This window comes from Desulfuromonadales bacterium (assembly GCA_035620395.1).
GTDB lineage: Bacteria > Desulfobacterota > Desulfuromonadia > Desulfuromonadales > DASPGW01 > DASPGW01.
The window spans coordinates 1-25,112 of record DASPGW010000130.1 but is presented as its reverse complement, the minus strand read 5'-3'; the positions used below and the strand labels follow the sequence as shown (position 1 = coordinate 25,112).

At 61.7% G+C, this 25,112-nt stretch carries 23 protein-coding genes, 2 tRNA genes and 1 pseudogene; 11 read left to right on the top strand and 15 right to left on the bottom strand.

The features are described from left to right. The first annotated feature begins 54 nt into the window (after positions 1–54). The 6 genes and pseudogenes from tmk (at position 55) to VD811_07150 (ending at position 7,358) form a co-directional block, all read left to right on the top strand. Positions 55–696 carry a dTMP kinase gene (gene tmk / locus VD811_07175; GenBank protein HXV20751.1) on the top strand — a complete coding sequence of 214 codons (642 nt, stop codon included), beginning with the start codon at positions 55–57 and terminating at the stop codon, positions 694–696. Then, positions 693–1,661: a DNA polymerase III subunit delta' gene (gene holB, locus VD811_07170; protein ID HXV20750.1), complete on the top strand. Its 969-nt coding sequence runs from the start codon at positions 693–695 to the stop codon at positions 1,659–1,661. The genes tmk and holB overlap by 4 nt, the downstream gene beginning before the upstream one ends. A gap of 79 nt (positions 1,662–1,740) precedes the next feature. Then, positions 1,741–2,826: a stage 0 sporulation family protein gene (locus VD811_07165; protein HXV20749.1), complete on the top strand. Its 1,086-nt coding sequence runs from the start codon at positions 1,741–1,743 to the stop codon at positions 2,824–2,826. A gap of 14 nt (positions 2,827–2,840) precedes the next feature. Continuing rightward, positions 2,841–4,373, top strand: coding sequence for a methionine--tRNA ligase (metG, locus tag VD811_07160; protein HXV20748.1), 1,533 nt, complete (start codon positions 2,841–2,843; stop codon positions 4,371–4,373). Positions 4,374–4,668: 295 nt separating this feature from the next. Further along, positions 4,669–6,051, top strand: coding sequence for a TatD family hydrolase (locus VD811_07155; GenBank protein HXV20747.1), 1,383 nt, complete (start codon positions 4,669–4,671; stop codon positions 6,049–6,051). A gap of 219 nt (positions 6,052–6,270) precedes the next feature. Beyond that, positions 6,271–7,358 (top strand): annotated as a pseudogene (locus VD811_07150) (IS5 family transposase). Between the two features lie 274 nt (positions 7,359–7,632). Here the strand turns inward: VD811_07150 and wrbA are convergent. From wrbA to VD811_07125, 5 genes are all read right to left on the bottom strand, one after another. Further along, positions 7,633–8,247 carry an NAD(P)H:quinone oxidoreductase gene (gene wrbA / locus VD811_07145; protein ID HXV20746.1) on the bottom strand — a complete coding sequence of 205 codons (615 nt, stop codon included), beginning with the start codon at positions 8,245–8,247 and terminating at the stop codon, positions 7,633–7,635. A 187-nt stretch (positions 8,248–8,434) separates the two neighbouring features. Further along, the gene (gltX, locus tag VD811_07140; protein HXV20745.1) at positions 8,435–9,838 is read right to left on the bottom strand and encodes a glutamate--tRNA ligase; all 1,404 of its coding nucleotides are present in this window, start codon (positions 9,836–9,838) and stop codon (positions 8,435–8,437) included. Positions 9,839–9,944: 106 nt separating this feature from the next. After that, a complete protein-coding gene (gene amrB / locus VD811_07135) occupies positions 9,945–10,748 on the bottom strand; it encodes an AmmeMemoRadiSam system protein B (GenBank protein ID HXV20744.1) in 804 nt (267 codons plus the stop codon). Positions 10,749–10,791: 43 nt separating this feature from the next. Further along, positions 10,792–11,646 (bottom strand): sulfite exporter TauE/SafE family protein, encoded by an 855-nt coding sequence (locus VD811_07130; protein HXV20743.1) that lies wholly within the window; start codon positions 11,644–11,646, stop codon positions 10,792–10,794. A 21-nt stretch (positions 11,647–11,667) separates the two neighbouring features. Then, a tRNA-Cys gene (locus tag VD811_07125) sits at positions 11,668–11,741 on the bottom strand. Between the two features lie 264 nt (positions 11,742–12,005). Between VD811_07125 and VD811_07120 the strand changes: the two genes are divergently transcribed. Together VD811_07120 and VD811_07115 are read left to right on the top strand one after the other, a co-directional pair. Next, complete coding sequence (locus VD811_07120; GenBank protein HXV20742.1) at positions 12,006–12,638, top strand: dienelactone hydrolase family protein; 633 nt, start codon at positions 12,006–12,008, stop codon at positions 12,636–12,638. A gap of 193 nt (positions 12,639–12,831) precedes the next feature. After that, a complete protein-coding gene (locus tag VD811_07115; protein HXV20741.1) occupies positions 12,832–13,122 on the top strand; it encodes a hypothetical protein in 291 nt (96 codons plus the stop codon). A gap of 104 nt (positions 13,123–13,226) precedes the next feature. Here VD811_07115 and VD811_07110 read toward each other — a convergent pair whose 3' ends face one another. The 6 genes from VD811_07110 to VD811_07085 form a co-directional block, all read right to left on the bottom strand. Continuing rightward, positions 13,227–14,258, bottom strand: coding sequence for a zinc-ribbon domain-containing protein (locus VD811_07110; GenBank protein HXV20740.1), 1,032 nt, complete (start codon positions 14,256–14,258; stop codon positions 13,227–13,229). Beyond that, positions 14,246–14,809: a dihydrofolate reductase gene (locus VD811_07105; protein HXV20739.1), complete on the bottom strand. Its 564-nt coding sequence runs from the start codon at positions 14,807–14,809 to the stop codon at positions 14,246–14,248. The genes VD811_07110 and VD811_07105 overlap by 13 nt, the downstream gene beginning before the upstream one ends. Before the next feature lie 141 nt (positions 14,810–14,950). Beyond that, positions 14,951–17,122 carry a bifunctional 23S rRNA (guanine(2069)-N(7))-methyltransferase RlmK/23S rRNA (guanine(2445)-N(2))-methyltransferase RlmL gene (gene rlmKL / locus VD811_07100; protein HXV20738.1) on the bottom strand — a complete coding sequence of 724 codons (2,172 nt, stop codon included), beginning with the start codon at positions 17,120–17,122 and terminating at the stop codon, positions 14,951–14,953. An 85-nt stretch (positions 17,123–17,207) separates the two neighbouring features. After that, positions 17,208–17,282 (bottom strand) — tRNA-Gly (locus tag VD811_07095). Positions 17,283–17,382: 100 nt separating this feature from the next. After that, entirely contained in the window at positions 17,383–17,970 is a 588-nt protein-coding gene (pgsA, locus tag VD811_07090) for a CDP-diacylglycerol--glycerol-3-phosphate 3-phosphatidyltransferase (protein ID HXV20737.1), read from the bottom strand. Then, positions 17,967–18,569: a lytic transglycosylase domain-containing protein gene (locus VD811_07085; GenBank protein HXV20736.1), complete on the bottom strand. Its 603-nt coding sequence runs from the start codon at positions 18,567–18,569 to the stop codon at positions 17,967–17,969. The genes pgsA and VD811_07085 overlap by 4 nt, the downstream gene beginning before the upstream one ends. Positions 18,570–18,765: 196 nt before the next feature. On the opposite strand from VD811_07085, the gene nadB reads away from it, so the two are divergent. From nadB to VD811_07070, 3 genes are read left to right on the top strand one after another with little or no spacing between them, the layout of a single operon-like run. Beyond that, a complete protein-coding gene (gene nadB / locus VD811_07080) occupies positions 18,766–20,364 on the top strand; it encodes an L-aspartate oxidase (GenBank protein HXV20735.1) in 1,599 nt (532 codons plus the stop codon). Between the two features lie 23 nt (positions 20,365–20,387). Next, on the top strand, positions 20,388–20,660 hold the full coding sequence (pheA, locus tag VD811_07075) for a chorismate mutase (GenBank protein HXV20734.1): 273 nt from the start codon (positions 20,388–20,390) through the stop codon (positions 20,658–20,660). A 5-nt stretch (positions 20,661–20,665) separates the two neighbouring features. Beyond that, positions 20,666–20,875, top strand: coding sequence for a hypothetical protein (locus VD811_07070; protein HXV20733.1), 210 nt, complete (start codon positions 20,666–20,668; stop codon positions 20,873–20,875). Between the two features lie 71 nt (positions 20,876–20,946). Here VD811_07070 and pyrE read toward each other — a convergent pair whose 3' ends face one another. The 4 genes from pyrE to VD811_07050 form a co-directional block, all read right to left on the bottom strand. Then, positions 20,947–21,507, bottom strand: coding sequence for an orotate phosphoribosyltransferase (pyrE, locus tag VD811_07065; GenBank protein ID HXV20732.1), 561 nt, complete (start codon positions 21,505–21,507; stop codon positions 20,947–20,949). 99 nt (positions 21,508–21,606) lie between these two features. Continuing rightward, positions 21,607–23,013 (bottom strand): amidophosphoribosyltransferase, encoded by a 1,407-nt coding sequence (gene purF, locus VD811_07060; GenBank protein HXV20731.1) that lies wholly within the window; start codon positions 23,011–23,013, stop codon positions 21,607–21,609. A gap of 190 nt (positions 23,014–23,203) precedes the next feature. Then, positions 23,204–24,031, bottom strand: coding sequence for a phosphoribosylformylglycinamidine synthase subunit PurQ (locus VD811_07055; protein HXV20730.1), 828 nt, complete (start codon positions 24,029–24,031; stop codon positions 23,204–23,206). Between the two features lie 4 nt (positions 24,032–24,035). Further along, the coding region (locus VD811_07050; GenBank protein ID HXV20729.1) for an AIR synthase-related protein at positions 24,036–25,112 on the bottom strand (1,077 nt) is incomplete at its 5' end.

The following is a 25,112-nucleotide window of genomic DNA, read 5'->3' as shown; positions in this document are numbered from 1 at the left end:
TATTGGCGGGTGCGTTCCTATAATATATCGATTTAACTGAGCAGACTGGTGCAAATGTCACTTTTCATAACCTTTGAGGGAATAGAGGGCTGCGGCAAAACCACCCAGATCCGCCTGCTGGCCGAACGGCTGCGCAGAAGCGGACTGGAGGTTCTGGTCACCCGGGAACCGGGTGGCTGTCCCATCGCCGATGCCATTCGCAGCATACTCCTTCATCCCGGCAGCAGTGCGCTCGTCCCACGGGCCGAATTGCTGCTCTACGCCGCCGCTCGTGCCCAGCACGTAGACGAGGTCATCCGTCCGGCCCTGAGCGGCGGGACACTGGTTCTTTGCGACCGCTTCATCGATGCGACCGTTGCCTATCAGGGAGGCGGCCGCGGTCTTGATCCTTCACTCATCGCCGGGCTCAATACGCTGGCGACCGACGGGCTTCTGCCGAACCTTACCCTTCTGCTCGACATGCCGGCCGAAGAAGGATTGCAGCGGGCGCGACGGCGCAATGCGTCCGCCCCTGAAGAGGACCGTTTTGAACGGGAAAACCTCGACTTCCATCGCCGCGTAAGAAGCGTGTATCTGCAACTGGCCCGGCAGCACGAGCGTTTCATGGTGATAGACGCTACCGGGTCGGTCGATGTGGTAGCCGAGCGCATCGGAGCCGCAGTCGAAGCCGTGCTGACGCAAAAAGGGCCATCATGACCTTCAACCAGATACTGGGACACGACCGCCAGAAGGACATCCTGCGCCGCGCCGTCGACTCGGGCCGGTTGGCCCACGCGTATCTGTTCGAGGGCCCGGAAGGAATCGGCAAGCGACTGATGGCGCTCGCCCTGGTCCGGGCGGTGTTTTGCCAGGACGGCAGCGGCTGCGGCAGCTGCTGCGCCTGCCGCAAAGTGGATCATCACAACCACCCCGATCTCCACATCCTGGAAGCCGACGGCGCCTCGATCAAGATCGAGCAGATCCGGGGCCTGCAGAAGGAACTCTCCTATCGTCCCCTGGAGGCGCCGAAGAAGGTCTGCCTCATCGACGGCGCCGAAAAAATGAATCCGGCAGCCGGCAACTCCCTCCTCAAGACCCTGGAGGAACCGACCGGAGACGCCCTGCTTATTCTTCTCACTGCGCGGCCGGAAGGGGTTTTGTCGACCATCCGTTCACGTTGTCAGCGACTCCCCTTCGGGCGCCTGCCGCAGGAGAAGCTGCGGCAAGTCCTTCTCGAGCGGCTGGGGGTGGATGAGACCCAGGGGCACATCCTGGCGGCCCTTTCCGAGGGAAGCTTCAAAAAAGCGCTGGGCAAGGACCGCGACCTCTACATCGAAGGGCGGCGGACGCTGCTCAAATCGCTGACCGCTCTTTCGGCCGGCAGCGTCATCCCCCTGTTCGATCTTGCTCACGAACTCGCCGAGCAAAAAGAACAATTGCCTGAAATACTCGAAATGTTTCAGGCCTTTTACCGTGACCTGCTGCTTTTCCACCACGGGCGTCCGGAACAGGAACTGGTCAATATCGACCTTATGGACAAAATTCGCCGTACCGCCGGACGGGAAACCGTTCCGACCCTGTTGCGCAAGCTCGATGCCATCGCCGCCAGCCGTCGACAGCTCGACCGCAACGTCAACCGGGAGTTGGCCATGGACGTCCTGCTGATGCACCTGGCCGCCTGAGCTGCGACCAGACCTGAGGAATCGGCCACCCTGGCCGCCTCATACGACCGAACCCATTTACGAGGTTTTCCCATCCCATATGATTCGTCTCGTCCCCATCAAATTTCGCGCCGCCGGCCGGCACTACGATTTCAACGCCCTCAATTTTGAACTCAGGGCCGGCGATCGGGTGGTCGTTGAAACCGATCGCGGCCGGGCACTCGGCACCGTCGTGGAACCGCCGAGGGAGGTTCAGCGCAGTGCCGCTCCGGAGGATGTCAAGAGCATCGTGCGACCAGCCACCGAGGAAGACATTGCCCTGGCCAATGTCAACACGGCTCGTGAAAAGGAGGCATTGCGCTTCTGCCAGCAGCGTATCAAGGAACGCCGGATGGAGATGAAACTGGTGCGGGCCGAATATCTGTTCGACGGCTCCAAGATCATCTTTTTCTTCACGGCCGACGGCCGGGTCGATTTCCGCGAACTGGTCAAGGATCTCGCCCATCACTTTCATACGCGGATCGAAATGCGCCAGATCGGCGTTCGCGACGAAGCCAAGATGATTGGTGGCATCGGCATCTGCGGCCGCGAACTCTGCTGCTGCACCTTTCTCACCGAGTTTGCCCCGGTATCCGTCAAAATGGCCAAGGAGCAAGGCCTCGCCCTCAACCCCAACAAGATATCCGGCCAATGCGGCCGCCTTCTCTGCTGCCTGGGCTATGAATTCGAAACGTACTGCAGCATGAGGAAAAACCTCCCCAAATGCGGCCGCAAAGTCCTTATCGAGGGGAAGGGGGGCGAAGTCATCGATCAGAAGATACTGGCTCAGAAGGTCACGCTCCGGATGGAGGACGGCAAGTTCATGGAGGTTACGGCGGAGCAGGTCGAGCGGGGTCAGGTCGCCGCGCCGTCGCCTGCCGTCACGCCGCCGTCACCGGCAAAAAACGAAAGGGAGCGCGAATCCCGCCGGCCTCGGGAACCCCGACTGAAGCGTGAAGAAAAGTTCCGGACGGCACCACCGACGGCCGAACCGGGCACACCCGCCGCTCCGGTTACACCCGCCGCTCCGGTTACGCCCGCCGCTCCGCTTTCGCCCGCCGAACCGGTGGAGGCCGCCGATGAGACCGCCCAGAGCAAGAGCAAACGGAAAAGGAACCGGGGCCGACGTCGGCCCCGGCAAAAATAGCCCAGGAGATCCCCATGGCCAAGGCCTTCTACATCACCACCCCGATCTATTACGTCAACGATGTGCCGCACATCGGCCATGCCTATACCACGCTGGCCTGTGACGTGTTGGCCCGCTACAAACGGGCCCGCGGCTTTGACGTCTTTTTCCTGACCGGCACCGACGAGCACGGCCAGAAGGTGGAAAAAGCCGCCCAGGCCAAGGGGGAGACGCCGCTGGAACTGGCGGACCGGGTCATGAAGCGTTTCCAGGCACTCTGGGAGAAGCTCAACGTCTCCAACACCGACTTCATCCGCACCTCGCAGGAACGGCACAAAAAAGGGGTGCGGCACCTTTTCGAGAAGATACTGGCCACTGGCGACATCTATCTGGGCGAGTATGAGGACTGGTACTGTACGCCGTGCGAGACCTTCTGGACCGAGACCCAGCTGATGGACGGCTGCTGTCCCGACTGCGGCCGCCCGACGGAAAAGCTCAAGGAATCGTCCTATTTCTTCCGGATGAGCAAATACCAGGAGCAGTTGATCCGGCATATTGAAGCCAATCCGGACTTCATCCAGCCGCGCAGCCGGCGCAACGAGATTCTCAACTTCGTCAAGGAGGGCTTGCGCGACCTCTCCATCTCGCGCACCTCCTTTTCCTGGGGAATTCCGGTCCCGGGGGATGAAAAGCACGTCATCTACGTCTGGTTCGATGCGCTGACCAATTACATCACCGCCCTCGGCTACCCTGACGACCCGGATGGCGATTTCGGCCGTTACTGGCCTGCCGACGTGCATGTGATCGGCAAGGACATCCTGCGCTTCCACACCGTCTACTGGCCCACCTTCCTGCTCGCTGCCGGCATCCCTCTGCCAAAAAAGGTGTTCGCGCACGGCTGGTGGACCGTCGAGGGGCAGAAGATGAGCAAGAGCCTGGCCAACGTGGTGGAACCGAACATGCTGGTCGACAAGTACGGAGTCGACGCCATCCGCTACTTCCTGCTGCGCGAGGTCCCCTTCGGACTCGACGGCGACTTCTCCCATTCGGCCCTGGTGCACCGGATCAACTCCGACCTTGCCAATGACCTGGGGAACCTGGTCAGCCGCTCCACGGCCATGCTCGGCAAATACTTCGACGGCGCCCTCCCCGCCCCTGTCGGCACCCCTGAAGTGGACGCGGCTTTCATCGCCCGTTTCCCCGCCGCCGTCCGCGCCATCGAAGCTCACATGGACGAACTCGCCTTCAACAAGGCGCTGCAGGCGATCTGGGAGTTGGTCGGCGCGGCCAACAAGTACATCGACGAAACCGCCCCCTGGACTCTGGCCAAGGACGAGGCGCAGCGCCCCCGACTGGGAACGGTCATGTACAACCTGATCGAGGGAATCCGCCTGATTGGCCTGCTGGTCGCCCCTTACATGCCCGAAACCGCCGGCAAGATCATGACGACCCTCGGCTGCGACCCGGCGGACATCTCCCTCGATGGGAAGGACGGCTGGGGCGGACTCAAGGCCGGAGCAAAAATCGCCAAGGCAGAACCCCTCTTCCCGCGCATCGAAGCGGAATAACGAGACTTTGATCCAAGGGCACGGCATGCCGTGCCCCTACCGCCGCATCACCTTCGGGGCGCACTTTGCGCCCCTTGTTTATTGTAAAATCGAATCGATTACGTGTCGCCGCGTCGACGCGACGAATTCTAACGCTAAGTGAATAGAGCGAAGTAAAACCAAAACATCAAATCCTTTGAATTTCTCCACGTCTTCGCGGCTTCGCGTGAGAAAATAGCTTAAGGATTTGACCAGGGTTTGCGTAGCGTTCGTTGCGGCGTTGCGTGAGACCGATTTTCAAGGTATTGGAGAATCCATGTCCCTACCCCTTTTAATCGACACCCACGCCCACCTCGACAGCGGCCAGTTCGCCGCCGACCTGGATGCCGTCATCGCCCGCGCCGGCGACAACGGCATCAGTCACATCCTCACCATCGGCTGCGACCTCGCCAGTTCCCGGGAAAGCGTGAAGATCGCCGCGGCGCACCCCTCCATCTACGCTGCCGTCGGCATCCACCCACATGACGCCGGCGAGGCCGACGCGGCCGGGCTCGATGAGCTGCGCCGGCTCGCAAGGGAGCCAAAAGTTGTCGCCATCGGCGAAATCGGCCTCGATTTCTACCGGGACCGCTCCCCGCGCGAGGTGCAGCGGCAATCCTTCCGCCAGCAACTCCGCCTGGCCCGCGAAGTCGGTCTGCCGGTCATCGTCCACGACCGCGAGGCGCACGACGAAGTGCTGCAGATCCTGCGCGAGGAGCGGGCTAGCGAAGTCGGCGGCGTCCTGCACTGCTTCAGCGGCGACCTCGCCATGGCCAGGGCCTGCATCGGGCTCGGCTTCTACATCTCCTTCCCCGGCACCATCACCTACCCGAAGAACGAAGCCGCCCGCGAGGTGGTGCGCGCCCTTCCCGTCGACCAGATGCTGGTGGAGACCGACTGCCCGTACCTCGCTCCCCAGACCTGCCGCGGCCGGCGCAATGAACCGGCCTTCGTCCGCCACACCGCCGAGGCGATTGCCACCATCAAGGGGCTGACCATCGAGGACGTAGCCCGCATCACCACCCTCAACGCCTTCAACCTGTTCGGCATCGGCGAGGTCGACATGACCAGCAAGATCGCCTACCGCATCCGCGACTCGCTCTACCTCAACATCACCAACCGCTGCACCAACGCCTGTATCTTCTGCGCCAAGTTCAAGGACTTCACCGTCAAGGGGCACCACCTGCGGCTGGAGTACGAGCCGACTGCGGCGCAGGTGCTGGCGGCGATCGGCGATCCGACCCGCTTCCAGGAGGTGGTCTTCTGCGGCTACGGCGAACCGCTGATCCGCCTCGACCTGATCCGGGAGATCGCCGCCTGGCTGAAGGCGAAGGGCGTCAAGGTGCGCATCAACACCGACGGCCAGGCGAACCTGGTGCATGGCCGCAACATCCTGCCGGAGCTCGAAGGCCTCGTCGACGCCGTCTCCGTCTCGCTGAACGCACCGGACGCCGAGACCTACCAGAGGCTCTGCCGGTCGAAGTTCGGTGCGCAGGGGTACGAGGCGGTCAAGGCGTTTCTTGTGGCGGCGAAGGGACACATCCCCTCGGTCACCGCGACTGCAGTCGGCCTGCCGGGGGTCGATATGGCGGCCTGCCGGCGGGTGGCGGAGGAACTGGGGGTGGAGTTTCGGGAGCGGGAGTACAACGAGGTGGGGTAGACCGGAATGCGGTTGGAACTGATAAGGATAATTTCTGATGGGAAAGGCCCGCGCGAGCGGGCCTTTTGGTTTCATAGGGGTGGGGAGTGGTGGGAGGAAGTCGAACCGGGCTAACCTCGGCTTAGCAGGCTGCTGAAAAACTCTGTAAACAAACGAGGTAAAGACGGCCTTCTGTGCTACAATCCTGCGCATATCTAACCGATATTGCAGGAGAAATTTATGCGCGGCGAGAACGAATCAACCCTGACCATGTTCAGCTACGTCTCCCCGGAGGCCATGGTGCCCAAGGATCATCCCCTGCGGCCCATCAAGGCCATGGTCGATGCCGCGCGGAAACAGATTTCCACTCAGTTTGATGCCATCTACTCCCACACCGGCCGCCCCTCCATCCCGCGGAGAAGCTGCTCAAGGCCTCACTGCTGCAGGCCTTCTATACGATCCGCAGTGAGCGGCAGTTGGTCGAGCAGATCGACTACAACATCCTCTTCCACTGGTTTCTCGACATGGCTCTGGATGAAAAACCTTGGGACGCCACGGTGTTTACCAAAAACCGCGATCGACTGCTCAAGGCTGAGATTTCCGCTCATTTCTTCGCAGCCGTGTTGGCGCAGGCCCGCAGCAAGAAGCTGCTCTCCAGCGAGCATTTCACGGTGAACGGCACCTTGCTGGAAGCCTGGGCATCGATCAAGAGCTTCCGGCCCAAAGACGGCCCGCCCGATGGTCCGGTCGGTCGCAACGAAGAGCGCGACTTCAAGGGAGAGAAACTCTCCAATGCTACCCATGCCTCGGTGACCGACCCGAAGGCCAAGCTCTATCGCAAGAGCAGCCAGCAGGGAGCCGATCTTTATTACATCGGCCACGCGCTGATGGAGAATCGCAACGGCCTGGTAGTCGAAGCGACCGTGACCCAGGCCAACGGGACCGCCGAGCGCGAGGCCGCCTTGGCCATGATCAAGAAGGCGTCCCGCAAAAAGGGCCAGAAGCGGCGGTTCACCTTGGGGGCCGATTACGACACCCAGGAGTTCGTCAAAGCGCTGCAGGGGTTCAAGGTGACACCCCATGTCGCCCAGAATAATACCAACCGCGCCTCCGCCATTGACGACCGCACCACCCGGCATGATGAATACAAAGTGAGCCAGCGCATCCGCAAGCGGGTGGAAGAGATCTTCGGGTGGATGAAGACGGTGGGCAACTACCGCTCACCCAAGTACCGAGGAACTGACCGGGTGGGATGGCACTTCGCCCTGGTCGCCGCCGCCTACAACTTGGTCCGAATGCGAAACATCCTGAGGGTCTCCCCAGCATGAAAAGGGGAAGGGATTGCCCAAAGCCCCGAATAAATGGGCAAAACTCCGAAATCGGGGGTCGAGAAACCAAGAATCAAAGAACAAGATTGCCGAGAAACCGAAATTGACCCGCTGAAAGCGCCCTGAAACCTCATCCTAGTCGGTAACCCGGAAGAGTGGAGGAGTTTTTCAGCGACCTGCTAATTGGTGAATGATCTGACTTGGGTATCTCTGATTTTACGTTGCGTTCGTTGCAGCGTCGCGTGGGCAAATGTCGTTTCTGGGACAAATCACGCTACCCCCGCAGCTTCACCGCCGCCTCGGCCACCCTCTTCCCCAACGCCCGAGCGATCTCCAGGTCCTCGGGTGTCGGCTTGAGCTCGTTGCGCGGCCCCGCCACCGCCGTCGCCCCGTAGGGGGTGCCGCCGCGTCCCTCGGTGTGCAGCATCCCCGGGGTCGAGTAGGGGACGCCGACGATCACCATCCCCAGGTGCAGCAGGGGGACCATCATGGTGAGCAGGGTCGTCTCCTGGCCGCCGTGGGTGGTGGCGGTGGAGGTGAAGCAGCCGGCCGGCTTCCCCTCCATCTCCCCTTTCAACCAGAGCCCGGCCGTCGAGTCGATCAGGCTCTTCATCTGGGCGATCATGTTGCCGTAGCGCGTCGGGCTGCCGAAGACCACCCCGTCCGCCTGGCTCAGGTCCTCCAGGGTGCAGACCGGGACGTCCCTGTGCTCATCCCATACCGCGCTGGCGTACTTGTCCTCGGCCATGGTCCTTTCCACCTCCGGGAACTCCGCCACCCGCCGCAGCACCAGCTCGACGCCCGGCACCGAACCCACCCCTTCCGCTACCGCTCTGGCCAGAGCGCGGACATGGCCGTAACGCGAATAGTAGACCACCAGAACCTTCATCAGCGACCTCCCCTATCTGAAAGAAAATACAGACCTTGCCAGTCAGTCTAGCAGGATTTGCCGGGGTCTCAATGCTCTCGAAAACGGATGCAGAATGCTTGCATAACCGTATGCTTTTAAAGAGAAAGCCCTTCCGTACGGAAGCACGGAAGGGCTTTGTTGTCCGGGCGAGACATGCGTTTTATCTTTATACCTGCTGCAAGAACCGGACGGCCTTGGCCAGCCGGCAGAGGCTTTCCTCCTTGCCGAGAACGGCCATGACCTCGTAGATGCCGGGGCTGACCGTGCCGCCGGTCAACGCCACGCGGACGGTCGGGCCGACCTTGCCGAGCTTGAGCCCGAGTCCGGCCATGACCGAAGCGAAAACGGCCTCGATCGCCGCCTCGTCGAAACCGGCGCAGTCTTCCAGTCCGGCCAGCAGGGCCTCGAGGACCGTCTTCTTGTCGACGGTGAGGTGCTTGGCGGCCGCTTCGGGGTCGTAGACGACCTCCCGGGCGAAGTAGAAAGCGGCCCCTTCGGCCATCTCCACCATCGTCCGCGATCGTTCCTGGAGCGTCCGGACCACCGCCGGCAGCTCCGGACCACCCTCGGTGCGGACTTCCTTGGCGTCAAGATATTCCCGCAGCAGGTTCCCCAGCCGGACGGGGTCGCCCGATTTGATGTAATGGGCGTTGAGCCAGAGCAGCTTGTCCGGGTTGAAGACGCCGGCGGAGCGGCCGACGTTCTCCAGGCTGAACTTCTCGATCAGCTCGTCCATGGAGAAGATCTCCTGGTCGCCGAAGGACCAGCCGAGCCGGACCAGGTAGTTGACCATCGCCTCGGGCAGGTACCCCATCTCGCGGTAGGCCATCACCGAGGTGGCGCCGTGCCGCTTGGAAAGACGGGTCTTGTCGGCCCCGAGGATCATCGGCACATGGGCGAACTCGGGGACCGGGTAGCCGAGCGCCTGATACATCAGGATCTGCCGGGGAGTGTTGTTGATATGGTCATCGCCGCGGATGACCAGGGTGATTCCCATCTCCGCATCGTCCACCACGACCACGAAATTGTAGGTGGGGGTGCCGTCGGAGCGCTGGATGATGACGTCGTCGAGTTCCTCGTTCTGGAAGGAGATCGGTCCCTTGATCCGGTCGGCGAAGGTGGTCGTCCCTTCCTGCGGTGAACGGAAGCGTACCACGAACGGCAAGTCCGCCGGATGGTCGGTGCGGTTGCGGCAGGTGCCGTCGTATTTCGGTTTGCCGCCGCTCTTCAGCGCCGCCTCGCGTTTGGCTTCGAGCTCTTCGGCCGTGCAATAGCAGCGGAAGGCCTTGCCGGCAATCAGCAGTTCCTCGACTTTCTGCCGGTAGAGGTCGAACCGTTCTGACTGGTAGTATGGACCCTCGTCGTAGGAGAGGCTCAGCCACTCCATCGCCTGCAGGATGGCATCCACCGACTCCTGGGTGGAACGGGCGACGTCGGTATCCTCGATGCGCAGGATGAACGTCCCCTTTTCCTTGCGGGCCAGCAGGTAGTTGAACAGCGCCGTGCGGGCGCCGCCGATATGCAGGTAGCCGGTCGGGCTGGGGGCAAAACGAACACGCAGGTCGGACATCCTGAACTCCTGAAATCGAGAGATTAGCGCCTTAAACAAAGGGGGCCGCCGTCGGCGACCCCGGTTTTATACTGCAAAGCCCACAGAATTGACAAGGTTTTTCTAGTTACGTGACAATCACGCCGGCATAGCCGACCACCTCGGTCTGGTCGCCGGTGACCTCCCCCGAATTCCCGTAGCGCACCAGGCTGGCGGCAGTTGCTCCAAGCTCCGCAGCCGCCGCCAGCATCAATATCGTCGGCATGAAGCCGCACATGGAAATTCTCCTCTCGCACACCTTCCGGTAAAGCCCTTCCGGATCGAGCGCGAGGACCCGATCGAGGGCCAGATGGTCTTTTCCGCGCGCGATGTCGCCCGGTTCGTAATGGGTCATATCGGTGCTGGCGACCAGCAGGACTTTTTCCCCGAAACGGCTCAGCGCACCCCCCACCGCTTTCCCGATAGCCAGCAGATCTTCCAGGCGCAGATGCCCGAGGCAGATCGGCACGATGGCGGCTTGCGGATTGAGGACCTGGATGAACGGGACCTGAACTTCCAGGGAATGCTCGAAGCGGTGGGCCGCCGGGTCGGCGCTCAGGCCGGGGCACTCGGCGAGAAGGTTGTCTGCGAGTTCGCCGTCAACTGTCACTTCCCCGAGCGGGGTAAGCCAGCTGCCGGCCGGAAAAACAGCGGCGGGGTGACCGACTCCGCGGTGATTGGGTCCGATGATAACGACGCGGGAGGGGATCTGGACCCGGGCGAAGGTCTCGCCGGCGATGGCTCCGGAATAGACATAGCCGGCGTGGGGCACCAGGACGCCGATGGCCGGCTGTGGCGCCGGGACTTTCGGCAACAGCTCTTTTACGGTTTGGCGCAGAACGTCCGGCTGAAGGGGGTAGAACTGGCCGGCCACGGCCGGTGAACGTTGCATGACGACCTCCGAAAAATCGCGGGTGGCCTCCGCCTTGGCTGTTTCAGCGGAAGAACAGTCCCAGGGCCATGTAGGCGCCGGTGCAGATCAGGAAGCCGGCGAACGTCTTCATCAGCTTAGCATGGTCGGTGCGGGAGGCAAGCCGCACCCCCAAACGGGCGAAAACGATGGTCAGGGGAGCGATAATGACGGCTACCAACTGGTTCACATAGCCGAGGGAGAACGGGGGAAGCTGCGGCAGCCTCCAGCCGTGGACAACATAGGAGATTGATCCGGCGATGGCGGAGATGACCATCAGGGCGCTGGAGTTCCCCACTGCAAGGTGGATCGGCTGGCGCAGCAGGATGACCATCATGGGGACCGCCACAATCCCGCCGCCGACGCCGAAGAAGGCGGAAAAGGTACCGACGACAAAACCGGTCAATAACAGCCAGCGGGTCGGGATGCCGACAACTTCCTCAGGCGGCAGATGGGATTGGTGGCGAAACATCTTCAGCCCCGAACCGATCTGCATCAGGCCGAACAGCCCCTTGAGCACGTCGCCCGGCAACCCTGCCGCCAGGGACGAGCCGGCCAGGACCCCGAAAACGCCGCCACAAGCCATGAGTGAGACCTGCCGCCACTCGACATTGCCACGTTTGCGGTGTCCCAAAGTGCTGCTGACAGCGGTGGGAATGATAATCGCGAGACTCGTCCCGAAAGCGGCATGAACGATGATGTCGGGAGAAAATCCCGCTACCTTGAAGGACCATAGGAACAGGGGAATGAGAATGATCCCACCGCCGATCCCCATGAGGCCAGCCAGAAAACCTGCCAGGGAGCCGACCAGAACGAAAAGGATCAGAATGGGCAGGGAGAAGGGGTGCATGGCCGCAGAAGCAAAAAAAGCCAGCCGCAAGGGGCTGGCTTGGTTTCTTTTTGGAGGCCCCGACCAGATTCGAACTGGTGATGGAGGTTTTGCAGACCTCTGCCTTACCACTTGGCGACGGGGCCCCGATACGACGCCGAAGGCGGCGTTTAAGGCTCGGTAGTGATATCAAATCACTACCGGGGTGTCAAGGAGAAAAGTGGCGAGCGGCATGGACAGGCCCTCCCTCCAATTCAGTTTTTCGCGCTGCCGTGCCGTTCGCAGAGGGTAATCTCAAGCGGTCTCCCGCCTTGACGCAGCCGGTGCGGCTGTTAGGCTGGAACAGGGGCGGCTGTCCATCGCGATGACGGCGGCCAGAGCGGAAATGGAAGGACGGAAAGGGGGAGAGCATGGAGCAAACCGTGCGAATCGAGATCGGCCCGATCACCCTCGAGGGGCTTCTGGGCCTGCCGGAGAAGGCCAAAGGAGTTATCCTGTTTGCCCACGGCAGCGGCTCGAGCCGGCTGAGCCCGCGCAACACCTTCGTCGCCCGCTTCCTGCAGCAGGGCGGGCTCGGCACTCTGCTCTTCGACCTTTTGACCAGGGAGGAGGATGCCGACTACGCCAACCGCTTCAACATCGATCTCCTGGCCCGCCGCCTGGCAGCAGTCACCCGCTGGCTGACGGCCCGGCCGGAGGGGGCGGGCATGGCGCTGGGCTATTTCGGCTCCAGCACCGGCGCGGCGGCGGCGTTGCAGGGAGCTGCCGAAGTCGGCGGCGCCATCGCCGCGGTAGTCTCCCGCGGCGGCCGGCCGGACCTGGCCACGCCTTTCCTGGCAGAAGTGGTCTCCCCCACCCTGCTGATTGTCGGCGAGCGGGACGCCGGGGTGCTCGAGCTGAATCGGCAGGCCCTGGCCCGCCTGACCTCGGTGAAGGAACTGGCCATCGTCCCCGGTGCCACCCACCTCTTCGAGGAACCGGGGGCGCTGGAGAAGGCGGCGGAACTGGCCCGGGACTGGTTCGTGCGCCATCTGGCTTCCTGAGCCAACCGGCGAGACCAAGCAGCCTCCTGCATGCAGCTCCCTCTGTCCCGGGATCGGCAACGACCTTCCGCCGGGAAGCATTCCACAGAACCGTCTCAACTCCCGTTCGCGGCCACGAAATGACGGCTGGTGAAGAAACGTTATATAATGATTTTACAGGGACTTCCTCGCAATCGATGAAAGGAGGAAGAAAATGTCACGATTATTCACCATCATGGCTATTCTGCTGACGATGCTTGTCACTGCCGGTGTCGGCCTTGCGGAGACCGACAAAAAAGCGTCGACAACCACCTGGACCAACGAGCAGGGAAGCGAGGTCCGGGGCAACTGGTCCACCAGTAATATCATTGAAATCAAAACGGTAGAGGAATATTACTGGCACAAGGACAACTACGACCCCAGCGTCCATTACCGGGTGGCACCCTGGCTGTATGACCCCTTCAATCTTTCTCGTGAGAGCGGCGCTAGCAACGACAGAGACTGATGAGCGGCGGACAGCAGGCGAAGCATGAGAGCCGCCTTCCAGACAGAAGGCGGCTCTTGTCGTTGGGTCCCGCTCCTTCTGCCGGTCAGAGTAGTGGCGTTCGCCTAGTACCCGAACCACCGCCAGGGAAGGTTGATGCCGGAAAGGGAAAGACCCAGCCAGCCGATCCCCAGCAGCAGCAGAGAGAGTGGGACAACCAGGAAACCGAGAGCGCCGATCACGACCCAGATCATCTTGTCGCCGGCCGAGCAGGTAAAGGGAAAGCTCCCTCTTTCCCGCCGCAGATCATCGTAGATCAGCCAACCGCAAATCAGCATGAAGGGAACGAAGAGAAGGGAGAGAACGGCGCCGAGGACCGGCACCATGCCGATAACCGCCGACACTATCCAGACGACGAACAGGCGGAGAAAGACCTCGAAAAAACGCCCCTGCATGTAAGCCTTGCTTTTGAGCAGGGCACGCATGCCCCGCTCGTCCTCGGCAGCGAGAACGAACTGGGAGAGGAAGAACCAGACGGAAAAAATGATCCCGGGGATGATCAGAAGCAGGAAGCCGCCGGTGACAATGAAACCGGTGAGAGTAAAGACCCAGGCAAAGGCCCAGATCCGGCTCCAGCTTCTCTGCAGAGCTGTCTTGATATCGAGGTTCTCATCGGCGACGGCATAGACCATGGCTGCCAGGCCCCAGAACAGGGCAACGCACCCGAGAAGAAGGCCGGTCAGGATGCCGGCCGCGAGCAGAGGCGTCCCGAGATCGGGCATCACCAGAGAGACTGAGACCCCGAGGAGGGCAAAGAGGCCGACCGGGAGCAGCAGAAACAGGAGGGCGAGAAGATAGAGCCCCATCAGCACGCCGACCCGGCGGACGTAGATCTCCCAGGCATCCTTGAACAGCTCACCGATGCCCCGCAGCCGGCCGGTCGTCGACGGTTCCGGCGCAGGGGCATCAACTGCCGAAGGCGGCACGGAGGAAGGACTGTCAGCTTTCGGGGAGATCGGGACGACCGCGGGTTTGCGGAAAGCGAAGCTTTCCCGGCACTTCGGACAGGTTACCCGGACGGGGCGCTCGGGCACCTTCTCTGCCGGCATCGTCCTGGCAAAACCGCAATGCGGGCAGGTCAAAGTCAGGTCGCCCATGGATCTCTCCTTCGCTCACCAGAGGCAATGCAACGGTCCGGACCAGGGTTTCCCTTTTTGTACCAGACCCGCGTGAATGCCACATGCTCTTCGACCTTCTCCACCGACCAGGCCTCCAGGTCAGCTTCGGGGAAAAAGGTGTCTCCGGCATAATCTTCCCGGATCCATGAGACCACCATGGCATCGGCAACCGGCAGAGCGTGGCGATAGATCGTCCTGCCGCCGATGACAAAAATCTTTTTACCGTCGGCGGTGCGCTTTTTCAGAGCTTCTGAAAAGCTCTGACAGACCTCCGCTCCGGCAATCTCCCGGAGCGTCCGGGTGACGACGATATTGCGGCGCTCCGGCAAGGGGTGGCCGATCGAGGCGAAAGTCTCTCGCCCCATGATGACGGTCTGCCCCGTGGTCAGTTCCCTGAACAGCCGCAAATCCTCGGGGATATGCCAGGGAAGCCGCCCCTTTCGGCCGATGACCCGCTGCCGGGTCATGGCAACGACAATGGTGATTTCCGGCCAATTCGTTATCGTCCGGCGCTCAAGGGTCTCTGTCACAGGCTCCGGCTTCCTTCAGTGCGCTCTCGCAGACCTTCTCAAAGTTTCGCCTCTCGACCGAGAAAAACACCGGGTTGAAAAGGCTTCCCGCCTCTAAATACTTCCAGGGCGCAGGATTGTCAACTTAGAAGCTCTCCAAACCTACTGCCTGAGAGTGATTCGCCAGCAGTTGTGAATGCGCGGGTTGCGCTCGAAGTCCCGAGGGATGGTCTGCCGGGTAATCTCCTCGATCCGCAGTGCCGGAAGCGAATCGCAGTCCATCCTGAAACGGCGGTTATTGTTTGAAAAGATCAGTACGCCGCCGGGGGCGAGCAGGCCGGCGGCCGCCCGCAACAGCGGGACGTGATCGCGCTGCACGTCGAAGGTGGCTTCCATGCGCTTGGAGGTGGAAAAGGTCGGCGGGTCGAGAAAAATGAGATCGAACCGGCGGCGCTCCCGCTGCAGCCACTCCAGACAGTCGGCGCGGACAAACTCGTGCTGCGCCCCGGAGAATCCATTCAACGCCAGGTTGCGCTGCGCCCAGTCAAGGTAAACCTGCGACAGATCAACGGTGGTGGTAGCGCGAGCCCCGCCTGCGGCGGCATACACCGTGGCCGCCCCGGTGTAGGCGAAAAGATTGAGGAAATGCTTCCCGGGCGCCAACTCCCGCAGCAACTGCCGGGTCGGACGGTGGTCGAGGAAAAGGCCGGTGTCGAGGTAATCGCTGAAGTTGACCAGGAACCGGCAATCCTCCTCGTGAACTTCGTGGAACTCGCCGCGGCGGTCGAATTTCTGGTACTGGGCCGTCCCCTTCTGCCGGCGCCGTACCTTCAGGAAGACGCTCTCGGCAGGAACTTCCAGGACCGCCGGCAGCACCGCCAGCACGTCGCGCAGGCGGCTCCCGGCCTTCTGCGGATCGATGGTGGCGGGAGCTTCATACTCCTGGACGTGCACCCACCGTTCATAGAGGTCGACAGCGACGGCATACTCCGGCAAATCGGCATCGTAAAGCCGGTAACAGGTGATGCCGTTCTGCCGCGCCCAGCGCCCTAGATTGCGCAGATTCTTGCGCAACCGGTTGGCAAACATCTCCGCTCCTTCCCCGAGACTGGCGGGAGCGACAGCATGGGTCCTGTTGCGGTGCTCCTCCGGCAGGGCGGCAAACCATTCCGGTGCCACTTCGAACTGCAACAGGCGGCATTCCAGTGCCCCGTTAAAGAGCGTATGCAGCCGCCGGGCACGCAGCCCGAGATCTCTGCCGAGCTCGGGGTTGCCGGTGAATACGGCGGCGTTCCAACCAGAAAAGTGACTTTTCAGCCGTTCACCCAGAGTACGGTAAAGGCCATGCAGTTCCTCCACCTCGCCGAGGCGCTCGCCGTAGGGCGGGTTGACGACCACCAGACCGCCCCGCTCTCCGCCGGCGGACGGCGGCGAAAGTTCAGCGACGTCGCGGCGTTCAAAATGGACCCGCCCCGCCAATCCGGCCCGCTCGAGGTTGGCCCAGGCGACACGAACAGCCGCCGGGTTGGCATCGTAGCCGACGATGAGGGGGATCCGCGCCAGCCCGGTCAGTCGCCGCGTCTCGGCCTCGGTGACCAGTCGCCGCCAGAGCCGGGGGTCATTCCCCAGCCAGCCCGAAAAGCCGAAGTAGGGGCGCAGCAAACCCGGGGCGATGTCGGCGGCCATGAGAGCCGCCTCGATCGGCAGGGTCCCGGAGCCGCACATCGGGTCGACCAGGACGCCGTTTTTCTGCGCCGTTTCAAGCCAGCCGGCCTTGAGCAGGATGGCGGCCGCCAGATTCTCCTTCAGCGGCGCCGCCCCTCCCTCCTCCCGGTATCCGCGGCGATGCAGGCTCTCGCCGGAGAGATCGAGGCTGATCGTCGCCACATCGCGGTGGACGTGCACGTTGATCCGCAGGTCCGGGCGTTCCACGGCGACCGAAGGACGGATACCGCAGCGGTTGCGAAAGCGATCGACAACGGCATCCTTGACCTTGAGTGCCGCATAATGGGAATGGTTGAGGCGCGAAGCCGTCAGGGTACAATCGACCGCCAGTGTTCCCTGCGGCGCCAGATGCTCCTCCCAGGCGATGGCCGCAGCTCCGGCATAGAGCGCCTCAGGAGTGGCGGCGGGAAACTCGGCCAGCGGAAGCAAGACCCGGCTCGCCAGGCGCGACCAGAGACAGACCCGCAGCGCCGTTTCAAGGCCACCGGCGAAATAGACGCCGGAGCGACTCTCCTGGATCTCCACGGCGGCGAGCCGACGCAACTCCTCGACCAGCAGGTGCTCCATCCGTCGCGGAACAGTGGCGAAAAAACGGGTATCGGCATTCATTTTCGAGCGGTTCCCTGCCCCTGATTCGGGGCGATGCAGACAGCAAAAAACCCCAGGACCGGTGATCCTGGGGTCTGTGCTTTTCTGGAGCGGGAAACGGGATTCGAACCCGCGACTTCAACCTTGGCAAGGTTGCACTCTACCACTGAGTTATTCCCGCTCACTTTGGAGCCCGCTGTCGCGAGCGGGCTTATGTATAACAAAAGGCTTTTCCCAAGTCAATAAAAAATTCGGTAAAAAATGACAGCCCGCGGAAACCTTTATCTGGCAATAACCTTAAAGAATTTAAAGAGATAATCGCCACCCGACCACATGGTCATGAAGAAGGCGACGTAAAAATAGAAAATACCGAAGTTGTGCATGTTGACATGGAAAAGTTCCCAGCGCAGGCCGAACAACCAGTAATAATCATAGTGCAGAAGCAGTCCGGGGATGGCGGTCATCTGGAAAATCGTCTTGTATTTGCCCAGGTCGCTGGCAGAGATGACTACACCTTCGGACGAAGCGATGGAACGCAGACCGGTAACAACCATTTCCCGGGCAAGAATGAGAAAAACGGCCCAGGCCTGCACTCGTCCATGGGGAATGAGCATGATCAGTGCCGCCATGACGATGAGCTTGTCGGCCAGCGGGTCGAGAAACTTGCCCAGCACCGTGACGACTTGCCACTTGCGTGCCAGCCAACCGTCCAGCCAGTCGGTGATGGCCGCAGCGCCGAAAACGGCGGCGGCAATGAAGCTGGTGGTGCGAGTGTCGTAAAGCAGGAGGATCACTACCGCCGGGATTGCGGCTATTCGCGCCAGGGTCAGGAGGTTCGGCAGGTTGAGCAACCCCGTGCGAAAATTCATAGCCAGGTGTCCTTGCCCTGCCGGTAGTGCTGCATGTATGTCTTCACGCGATTGACGTAGGTGCGGGTCTCTTCGTAAGGCGGGATGCCGCCGTGACGACGGACCGCGTTAGGACCGGCGTTATAGGCGGCCAGGGCAAGGTCGAGATTGCCATTGAACTCATCGAGCATGAGCCGCAGATAGCGGCTGCCGCCCCGGACATTCTCCTCCGCATCGAGCGGATCGCGAACCTTCAGCAGCCTGGCCGTATCAGGCATCAGCTGCATAAGCCCCAGTGCACCCTTTTTGGATACGGCCCGGGGGTTGTAGCCGCTCTCCGCCTTGATCACCGCCCGCACCAGCGCTTCGTCGAGGCGAAATGCAGCAGCCTGCCGGCTGATGATCGGGCCGATGGTGCCCGAGGAAACGGTCCCGGATACGGGAGAACGACGCTCTTTGAGATACAGTTTGTACTGGTTGCTGGTGGGAGTGTTGGTAAAATGAACGACGCCGTTGGCGTCGACGTACTTATAGATGTCCGCCTGAGCAGAGAGGGGGAGAAGGAGCAGCAGGATCAGCCCCAAAAGAGATGATCTGACATGGAAGGTGATGCTCGGCATGCTTCATCCTCTCGTAAACATTTTGGACTATAGCTTAAAATCCACTGTATTTCAACCCATTTAGCCAGGCAAAAACCTTGACAACCGGGGTCAGCGAATCGATAATGAGACCCTCGGAGGGGTGAAAACCGGCGGGAGGATCTCCCTCTACGCCGGCGAAACCCAGTCCGGACATTGCGCCCTGCGAGGCTACTAGATGAAAATTACATCGGATTTTTTGGTCATCGGCAGTGGCATTGCCGGCCTTTCCTACGCCCTCAAGGTCGCCAACCACGGCACCGTCTCCATTGTAACCAAGCGGGAAATTTCGGAAACCGCCACCAACCTGGCTCAGGGCGGCATCGCCTCGGTCATATCCGCCGAGGACTCCTTCGACTCGCACATTCGCGACACCATGGTTGCCGGTGCCTTCCTCTCTCATGAAGATGTGGTCCGGCTCGTTGTGGAAAGCGGTCCGCAGGCGATTCACGACCTCATCGACTGGGGAGTGCAGTTCACCAAGAATGCCGATGACACCTACGACCTCACCCGCGAAGGGGGACACAGCGAGAGACGCATACTCCATGCCAAAGACCTCACCGGCCAGGAGATCGAACGGGCGCTGGTGGCAGCCGTGCGCAATCACCCCAACATCACCGTCTACGAGCAGCATATCTCTATCGACCTCATTACCGAGGCCAAGGTCACCCATCGCCGCCTGAAGCCCAATCGCTGCCTGGGCGCTTACGTTCTCGACATCCGCAACCGGGAGGTCATTGCCTTCGGCGCCCGGACCACCGTTCTGGCTACCGGCGGCGCCGGCAAGGTCTATCTCTATACCTGCAATCCCGACGTTGCCACCGGGGACGGCGTCGCCATGGCCTACCGGGCCGGAGCGACCATCGCCAACATGGAATTCATGCAGTTCCATCCGACCACCCTGTTTCATCCCCTGGCCAAATCGTTTCTCATTTCCGAGGCGGTGCGCGGCGAAGGGGCGGTCCTCAGGCGACGGGACGGAACCGCCTTCATGGAGCAATATCACGAGCTCAAAGATCTCGCGCCGCGGGACATAGTCGCCCGCGCCATCGACAACGAGATGAAGGTCCACGGCGACGACTGCGTCTTTCTCGACATCACCCACCGCGGGGCCGATTACATCCGGGAGCGCTTTCCCAATATCTACGAAACCTGTCTCTCCTTCGGCATCGACATGACCCGGGAGCCGATTCCGGTCGTGCCCGCTGCCCACTACCTGTGCGGCGGCGTCCAGGTCGACGCCAGCGGTGAGTCGGATATCCGCAACCTTTTCGCCATCGGCGAAACTTCCTGCACCGGGCTGCATGGCGCCAATCGCCTGGCCAGCAACAGCCTGCTCGAAGGGGTCGTTTTCGCTGACCGCGCAGCGCAATGTTCCCTGCTGCGGCTCACCGAGCCGCCTGCCGCCTTCCCGCCGATCCAGCCCTGGGACAGCGGCAGCGCCACCAACAGCGACGAAGAGGTGGTGGTCGCCCACAACTGGCACGAGATCCGTCTCTGCATGTGGAATTACGTCGGCATCGTCCGTTCGAACAAGCGCCTGGTGCGGGCACTGCGCCGCATCCAGATGATCCAGGAGGAGATCACCGATTACTACTGGGATTTCTACATCACCTCCGATATGATCGAGCTGCGCAATATCGCCACCGTCGCCGAACTCATCGTCCGCTGTGCCCTCGAGCGGCAGGAGAGCCGGGGCCTGCATTACAACATCGACTTTCCGCAGACCGATGATGTGCACTGGAAGCGGGACACCTTGATTCGCAAGGAATTCTAACAGACGAAAACAGGGAGCGAACTTTGGATATCGATCATATCCGCAAGGAAATCGACCGGCTCGACAGCGAGCTGCTGCGAATCTTCAACGAGCGCGCCGCCCTGGCCCTGCAAATTGGCGAAATCAAGAAACAGAAGGGCCTTCCCGTCTACGACCCCGATCGGGAAAGGAGGATCTTCGACCGGATGCAGGCCGCCAACCCAGGCCCACTGGAGGACAACGCCATTGTCCGCCTGTTTGAGCGCGTGATCGACGAAAGCAGGAGACTGGAGAGAATTCGGACAAAAGGGGAATAACGACGATGCTCGTAGTGATGAAGAAGAGTGCCACCGATACGCAGCTGCAGGGGGTCAAGCAGTACCTGATCGACCGCGATTACGATTTTCACCAGTCGACCGGCGCCAACCGGGTCATTATCGGCGTCATCGGCGACACCGCCGCCGTCAATCGCGACGAATTGCGCACCCTGCCGGGCGTGCTGGAGGTGTTCAAGATACCGGAGGAGAAATAACTGTTCACTCCTGAAGAACAAAAAAGGGCACCTGACGGCGCCCTTTTTTGCTTCATATTCCTGCGTTAACCCTATTTTCCCACCACCTGGGTTCGGGTAAAAACGGCCCGCAGGGGGAGGCCGACAGCCTCGATAGCCTCCCGGGCACCCTCTTCCCGATCGACCAGGGTGACGATCCCGACAACTTCGAGACCTTCCTCGCGGGCACGCTCGACCGCCTTCATCGACGAGCCGCCGGTGGTGGTGACATCCTCGACGATCACCACCCGCGAGCCGGGGGGAAGGTTCTTGCGTCCCTCCAGCCACTGACCGGTGCCGTGTCCCTTCGGTTCCTTGCGGATGATGAAGGCATGCACGCCCTGCCCTTCCAGCGCCGCGGCAATGGAGGTGGCAGTGGCGATGGGATCGGCGCCCAGCGTCAGACCACCGACGCCGTGGACTGACCCGGCGAACTGCTTCACCTCTTGCCAGAACGCCTTGCCGACCAGCAGGCCACCCCTGGCATGCAGGCAGGTTTGCTTGCCATCGAAGTAAAAGTTGCTCTTTCGCCCCGATGCCAGGGTCACCTCGCGCTCCTCGTACGACAGTTCGCGGACGATTCGCATCAGTTCATCTCTCTCCTGTACAGTCATAAAAATCCTCCCATTACATATTGTAGGGGCAGGCCTTGCGCCTGCCCAGAATCAAGGGCACCCGCAAGGGGCGCCCCTACGATCCATGCATCAACCAGGTTAAAAAAGTCCCAACTGGCTGTCGTCCTTCAGTCGTGGAAACTTCACCGGGTAGTAACCGCTGAAACAGGCGTCGCAGAAATGTCTGGCGCTCCCTTCGGCAACTCCGGCCGCATGCAGCATCCCCTCGCGGGAAAGGTAGCCCAGACTGTCGGACGTGATGTAGCGGTTGATCTCTTCGATGGTATGCGAGGAAGAGATCAGCTCCTTGCGGGTCGGGGTATCGATGCCGTAATAGCAGGGGAAGCTAGTGGGCGGACTGGAGATGCGCACGTGAATCTCCCGGGCGCCGGCGTTGCGGATCATCTTGATGATCTTGCGGGCGGTCGTGCCGCGGACAATCGAGTCGTCGATGACGACCACCCGCTTCCCTTCGATCTCTTCGCGCACCGGATTGAGCTTTAGTTTGACCCCGAAGTGGCGAATCGACTGCTGCGGCTCGATGAAAGTCCGGCCGACATAGTGGTTGCGGATCAGACCTAGCTGGAAGGGGATTCCGGACTCTTCGGCATAGCCGACAGCGGACGGCACCCCGGAGTCGGGGATGGGAATGACCACGTCGGCTTCCACCGCATGCTCCCGGGCCAACTGCCGGCCGAATTCCTTGCGCACGCCGTAGACCTCGCGACCGTAGACGGTGCTGTCGGGGCGGGCGAAGTAGATGTATTCGAAGATGCAGGGAGAAGGGTTCACCTTGCCGAAGGGGTGAAACGATTTGATGCCGTTCTTGTCGATGAGGATCATCTCGCCGGGTTCGATCTCGCGGATGAACTCGGCCTCGATGAGATCGAAGGCGCAGGTTTCCGAAGCGACCACATAGGCGCCGTCGAGTTTGCCGAGAGCCAGGGGGCGAAAGCCGTTGGGGTCGCGTACCGCCACCAGCCGGGTTTCGGTGAGAAAGACCAGGCTGTAGGCGCCCTTGATCGCCTGCAGGGCCTCGGTCACGCGATCCGGGAGGGAGTCGCTCGGAGCGCGGGCCAGCAGATGAATTATGACCTCGGTATCGGCGGTGGTGGAGAAGATCGAACCGCGATGCTCCAGGTCGTTGCGAAGCTCCTGGGCGTTGACCAGGTTGCCGTTATGGGCGATGGCGATCGACCCGCGCACGTAGTCGACCATGATCGGCTGGCAGTTCTTGAAGTCGTTGCCGCCGGCGGTGGAATAGCGGACATGCCCGATGGCGCTGCGTCCCGGCAGTTTCTCGAAGACCGAATCGTGCTTGAATACGTCGGCAACCAGCCCCATCCCCTTGTGGGCCCGCAGGCGTTCGCCGTCGGAGGCGACGATGCCGCAGCTCTCCTGGCCGCGGTGTTGCAGGGCATAGAGCCCCAGGTAGGTCAGGTTGGCTGCCTCGGGATGACCGTATATCCCGAAGACCCCGCATTCTTCATGGAGTTTGTCGAACATGAAATCGAGTGATCCTCTGCGTTAAGGAATTTTTACCCGATGAATCAGACACTTGCGAACGGACCGTCCGTTCCGGACCAGTGGCAATATAGCACAGACCACCGTCAAAAAGATACCCCCCGGGGATGCCAGCGGGGGGTGTTGGGGCAGGTCTCGGACCTGTCCGCTCCGGGCGGGGCGCAGACCCGCCCTACAATTCACGCCGAATAAAATCGACGGCATTCCGGTAGAGCCACAGCCCCATCCCTTCTTCCGGCAGATTCTCTTCCCGGGTCCAGCGCGGATGGTGGGTACGGTGAACGTAGGCTTCAGGATGCGGCATGAGACCGAAAATGCGCCCTGTTTCGTCGCACAGGCCGGCAATGGCCGCCTGGGAGCCGTTGGGGTTGAACGGGTACTCCATGGTGGAGGCATGCAAAACGGGGTCGGAATATTTGAGAACCGCCAGGTGCCGCGCCTCGATGGTCTCGAGAACCGCCGCCGCTTCCGCGACGAATTTCCCCTCGCCGTGCCGGATGGGAAGATAGAGCCCTTTCAGGCCGCGGGTGAAGACGCAGGGCGAGGCGGGATCGGCCTTGAGATAGACCCAGCGGTCCTCGAAGCGGCCGCCGTCGTTGAAGGTCAGGGTCGTGCTCTGCTGCCGGTAATCGCCGCCCAAGGCTGGCAGCATCCCCATCTTGACCATCAACTGAAAACCGTTGCAGACCCCCATCACCAGTTTGCCTTCGGCGATGAACCGCCGTACCTGGTCGATCAGGTGTTCGCCGCGTCCGCGCACCGGCGCGTGCAGAAGGCGGTTGGCGCCGGCCTTGGCGCTGCCGAGATCGTCGCCGTCGAGGAAACCGCCTGCCAAATTGAGAAAATGATAACTGTCCAGTTGGACGCGGCCGGCCAGCAGCTCGGCAATGTGGACGATGTCGGCGACGTCGGCGCCGCCCAGCCGGCAGGCGTTGGCCACTTCCCGTTCACAGTTGGTCCCGTTGCCGGCGATGACGATGGCTTTGACTATCTTGGCCATGATTTTACAGCTCCCGGAGAGGCGACTGCCACGCCTCCTTGAGTTCGTGAATGGAGGTCCGGACGAGAATCTCGCCGGCCAGACCGGTAAGGCGCAGCTCGGTATCGTCGCAGACCTCGCCGATCCGGCAATGGTCGAGGCCTGCGAAGATCGCTTCGAAACGCTCTTGGTGCTCTTGACGGACGGTGACCAGCAGGCGGCTGGCCGTCTCGGAAAAGAGGAGGTGATCCTCCCGCAGCGGGCCATCGGTCGTTACTCGGCGCAGGTCGGCGTGGATGCCTAAGCCCCCGGCGAAGGCCATCTCCGCCAGGGCGACACCGAGGCCGCCGTCGGAGAGGTCGTGGCAGGAGGTGATCACCCCCTCGGCCTGTGCCCGGTTGAGCGCTCGATAGCGGGCAAGCGCCGATGCTGCATCGACCCGCGGCACGTTCTTGCCGAGATGCCCCAGCAGCGCGTAGTACTCGGAACCGCCCAGTTCCTCGCGGGTGACACCGAGGAGGTAGACGAGATCGCCGGGCCGCTTGACATCCATGGTTACCGCCCGGCGTACATCGTCGATCTTGCCGAGAACCGAAAAGAGGAGGGTCGGCGGAATCGAAATCTTGGTGTTGCCGATCTGGTAGTCGTTCTTCATCGAGTCCTTGCCCGAGATGAGCGGCACGCCGAAGGCGACGCAGTACTCGTAGAGGGCCTGGTTGGCCCGCACCAACTGGGCCGCCTTGTATTCGCCATCGGGGGTCTTGTCGCTCTTGACCGGATCGCACCAGCAGAAATTGTCGAGACCCGCCACATGCTCGATGTTCCCGCCAACTGCGACAAAATTGCGCAGCGCCTCATCGATGGCGTTGGCGGTCATGTGAAAGGTGTCGATGTCGCTGAACCGCGGGCAGATACCGTGCGCGACCACTGCCCCTTCGAAGGAGTCATACAGGGGGCGAATCACGGCGGCATCCGCCGGCCCGTCGTTGACTGCTCCGACCAGGGGCTTGACAATGGTTCCGGCCTGGACCTCGTGGTCGTAGCGGCGGACCACGCTCTCCTTGGAGCAGATATTGAGCCGGGCGAGCAGATGGCGCAGGGT

Bases quoted from the DNA above. Each gene is read 5' to 3' on its own strand.
- VD811_07070 (HXV20733.1), top strand. From the start codon at position 20,666: ATGCTCGTAGTGATGAAGAAGAGTGCCACCGATACGCAGCTGCAGGGG.
- metG (HXV20748.1), top strand. From the start codon at position 2,841: ATGGCCAAGGCCTTCTACATCACCACCCCGATCTATTACGTCAACGAT.
- VD811_07115 (HXV20741.1), top strand. From the start codon at position 12,832: ATGTCACGATTATTCACCATCATGGCTATTCTGCTGACGATGCTTGTC.
- VD811_07085 (HXV20736.1), bottom strand. From the start codon at position 18,569: ATGCCGAGCATCACCTTCCATGTCAGATCATCTCTTTTGGGGCTGATC.
- amrB (HXV20744.1), bottom strand. From the start codon at position 10,748: ATGCAACGTTCACCGGCCGTGGCCGGCCAGTTCTACCCCCTTCAGCCG.
- pgsA (HXV20737.1), bottom strand. From the start codon at position 17,970: ATGAATTTTCGCACGGGGTTGCTCAACCTGCCGAACCTCCTGACCCTG.
- VD811_07110 (HXV20740.1), bottom strand. From the start codon at position 14,258: ATGGGCGACCTGACTTTGACCTGCCCGCATTGCGGTTTTGCCAGGACG.
- nadB (HXV20735.1), top strand. From the start codon at position 18,766: ATGAAAATTACATCGGATTTTTTGGTCATCGGCAGTGGCATTGCCGGC.
- gltX (HXV20745.1), bottom strand. From the start codon at position 9,838: ATGTCCGACCTGCGTGTTCGTTTTGCCCCCAGCCCGACCGGCTACCTG.
- tmk (HXV20751.1), top strand. From the start codon at position 55: ATGTCACTTTTCATAACCTTTGAGGGAATAGAGGGCTGCGGCAAAACC.
- VD811_07155 (HXV20747.1), top strand. From the start codon at position 4,669: ATGTCCCTACCCCTTTTAATCGACACCCACGCCCACCTCGACAGCGGC.
- rlmKL (HXV20738.1), bottom strand. From the start codon at position 17,122: ATGAATGCCGATACCCGTTTTTTCGCCACTGTTCCGCGACGGATGGAG.
- VD811_07055 (HXV20730.1), bottom strand. From the start codon at position 24,031: ATGGCCAAGATAGTCAAAGCCATCGTCATCGCCGGCAACGGGACCAAC.
- VD811_07120 (HXV20742.1), top strand. From the start codon at position 12,006: ATGGAGCAAACCGTGCGAATCGAGATCGGCCCGATCACCCTCGAGGGG.
- VD811_07165 (HXV20749.1), top strand. From the start codon at position 1,741: ATGATTCGTCTCGTCCCCATCAAATTTCGCGCCGCCGGCCGGCACTAC.
- holB (HXV20750.1), top strand. From the start codon at position 693: ATGACCTTCAACCAGATACTGGGACACGACCGCCAGAAGGACATCCTG.
- pyrE (HXV20732.1), bottom strand. From the start codon at position 21,507: ATGACTGTACAGGAGAGAGATGAACTGATGCGAATCGTCCGCGAACTG.
- wrbA (HXV20746.1), bottom strand. From the start codon at position 8,247: ATGAAGGTTCTGGTGGTCTACTATTCGCGTTACGGCCATGTCCGCGCT.
- purF (HXV20731.1), bottom strand. From the start codon at position 23,013: ATGTTCGACAAACTCCATGAAGAATGCGGGGTCTTCGGGATATACGGT.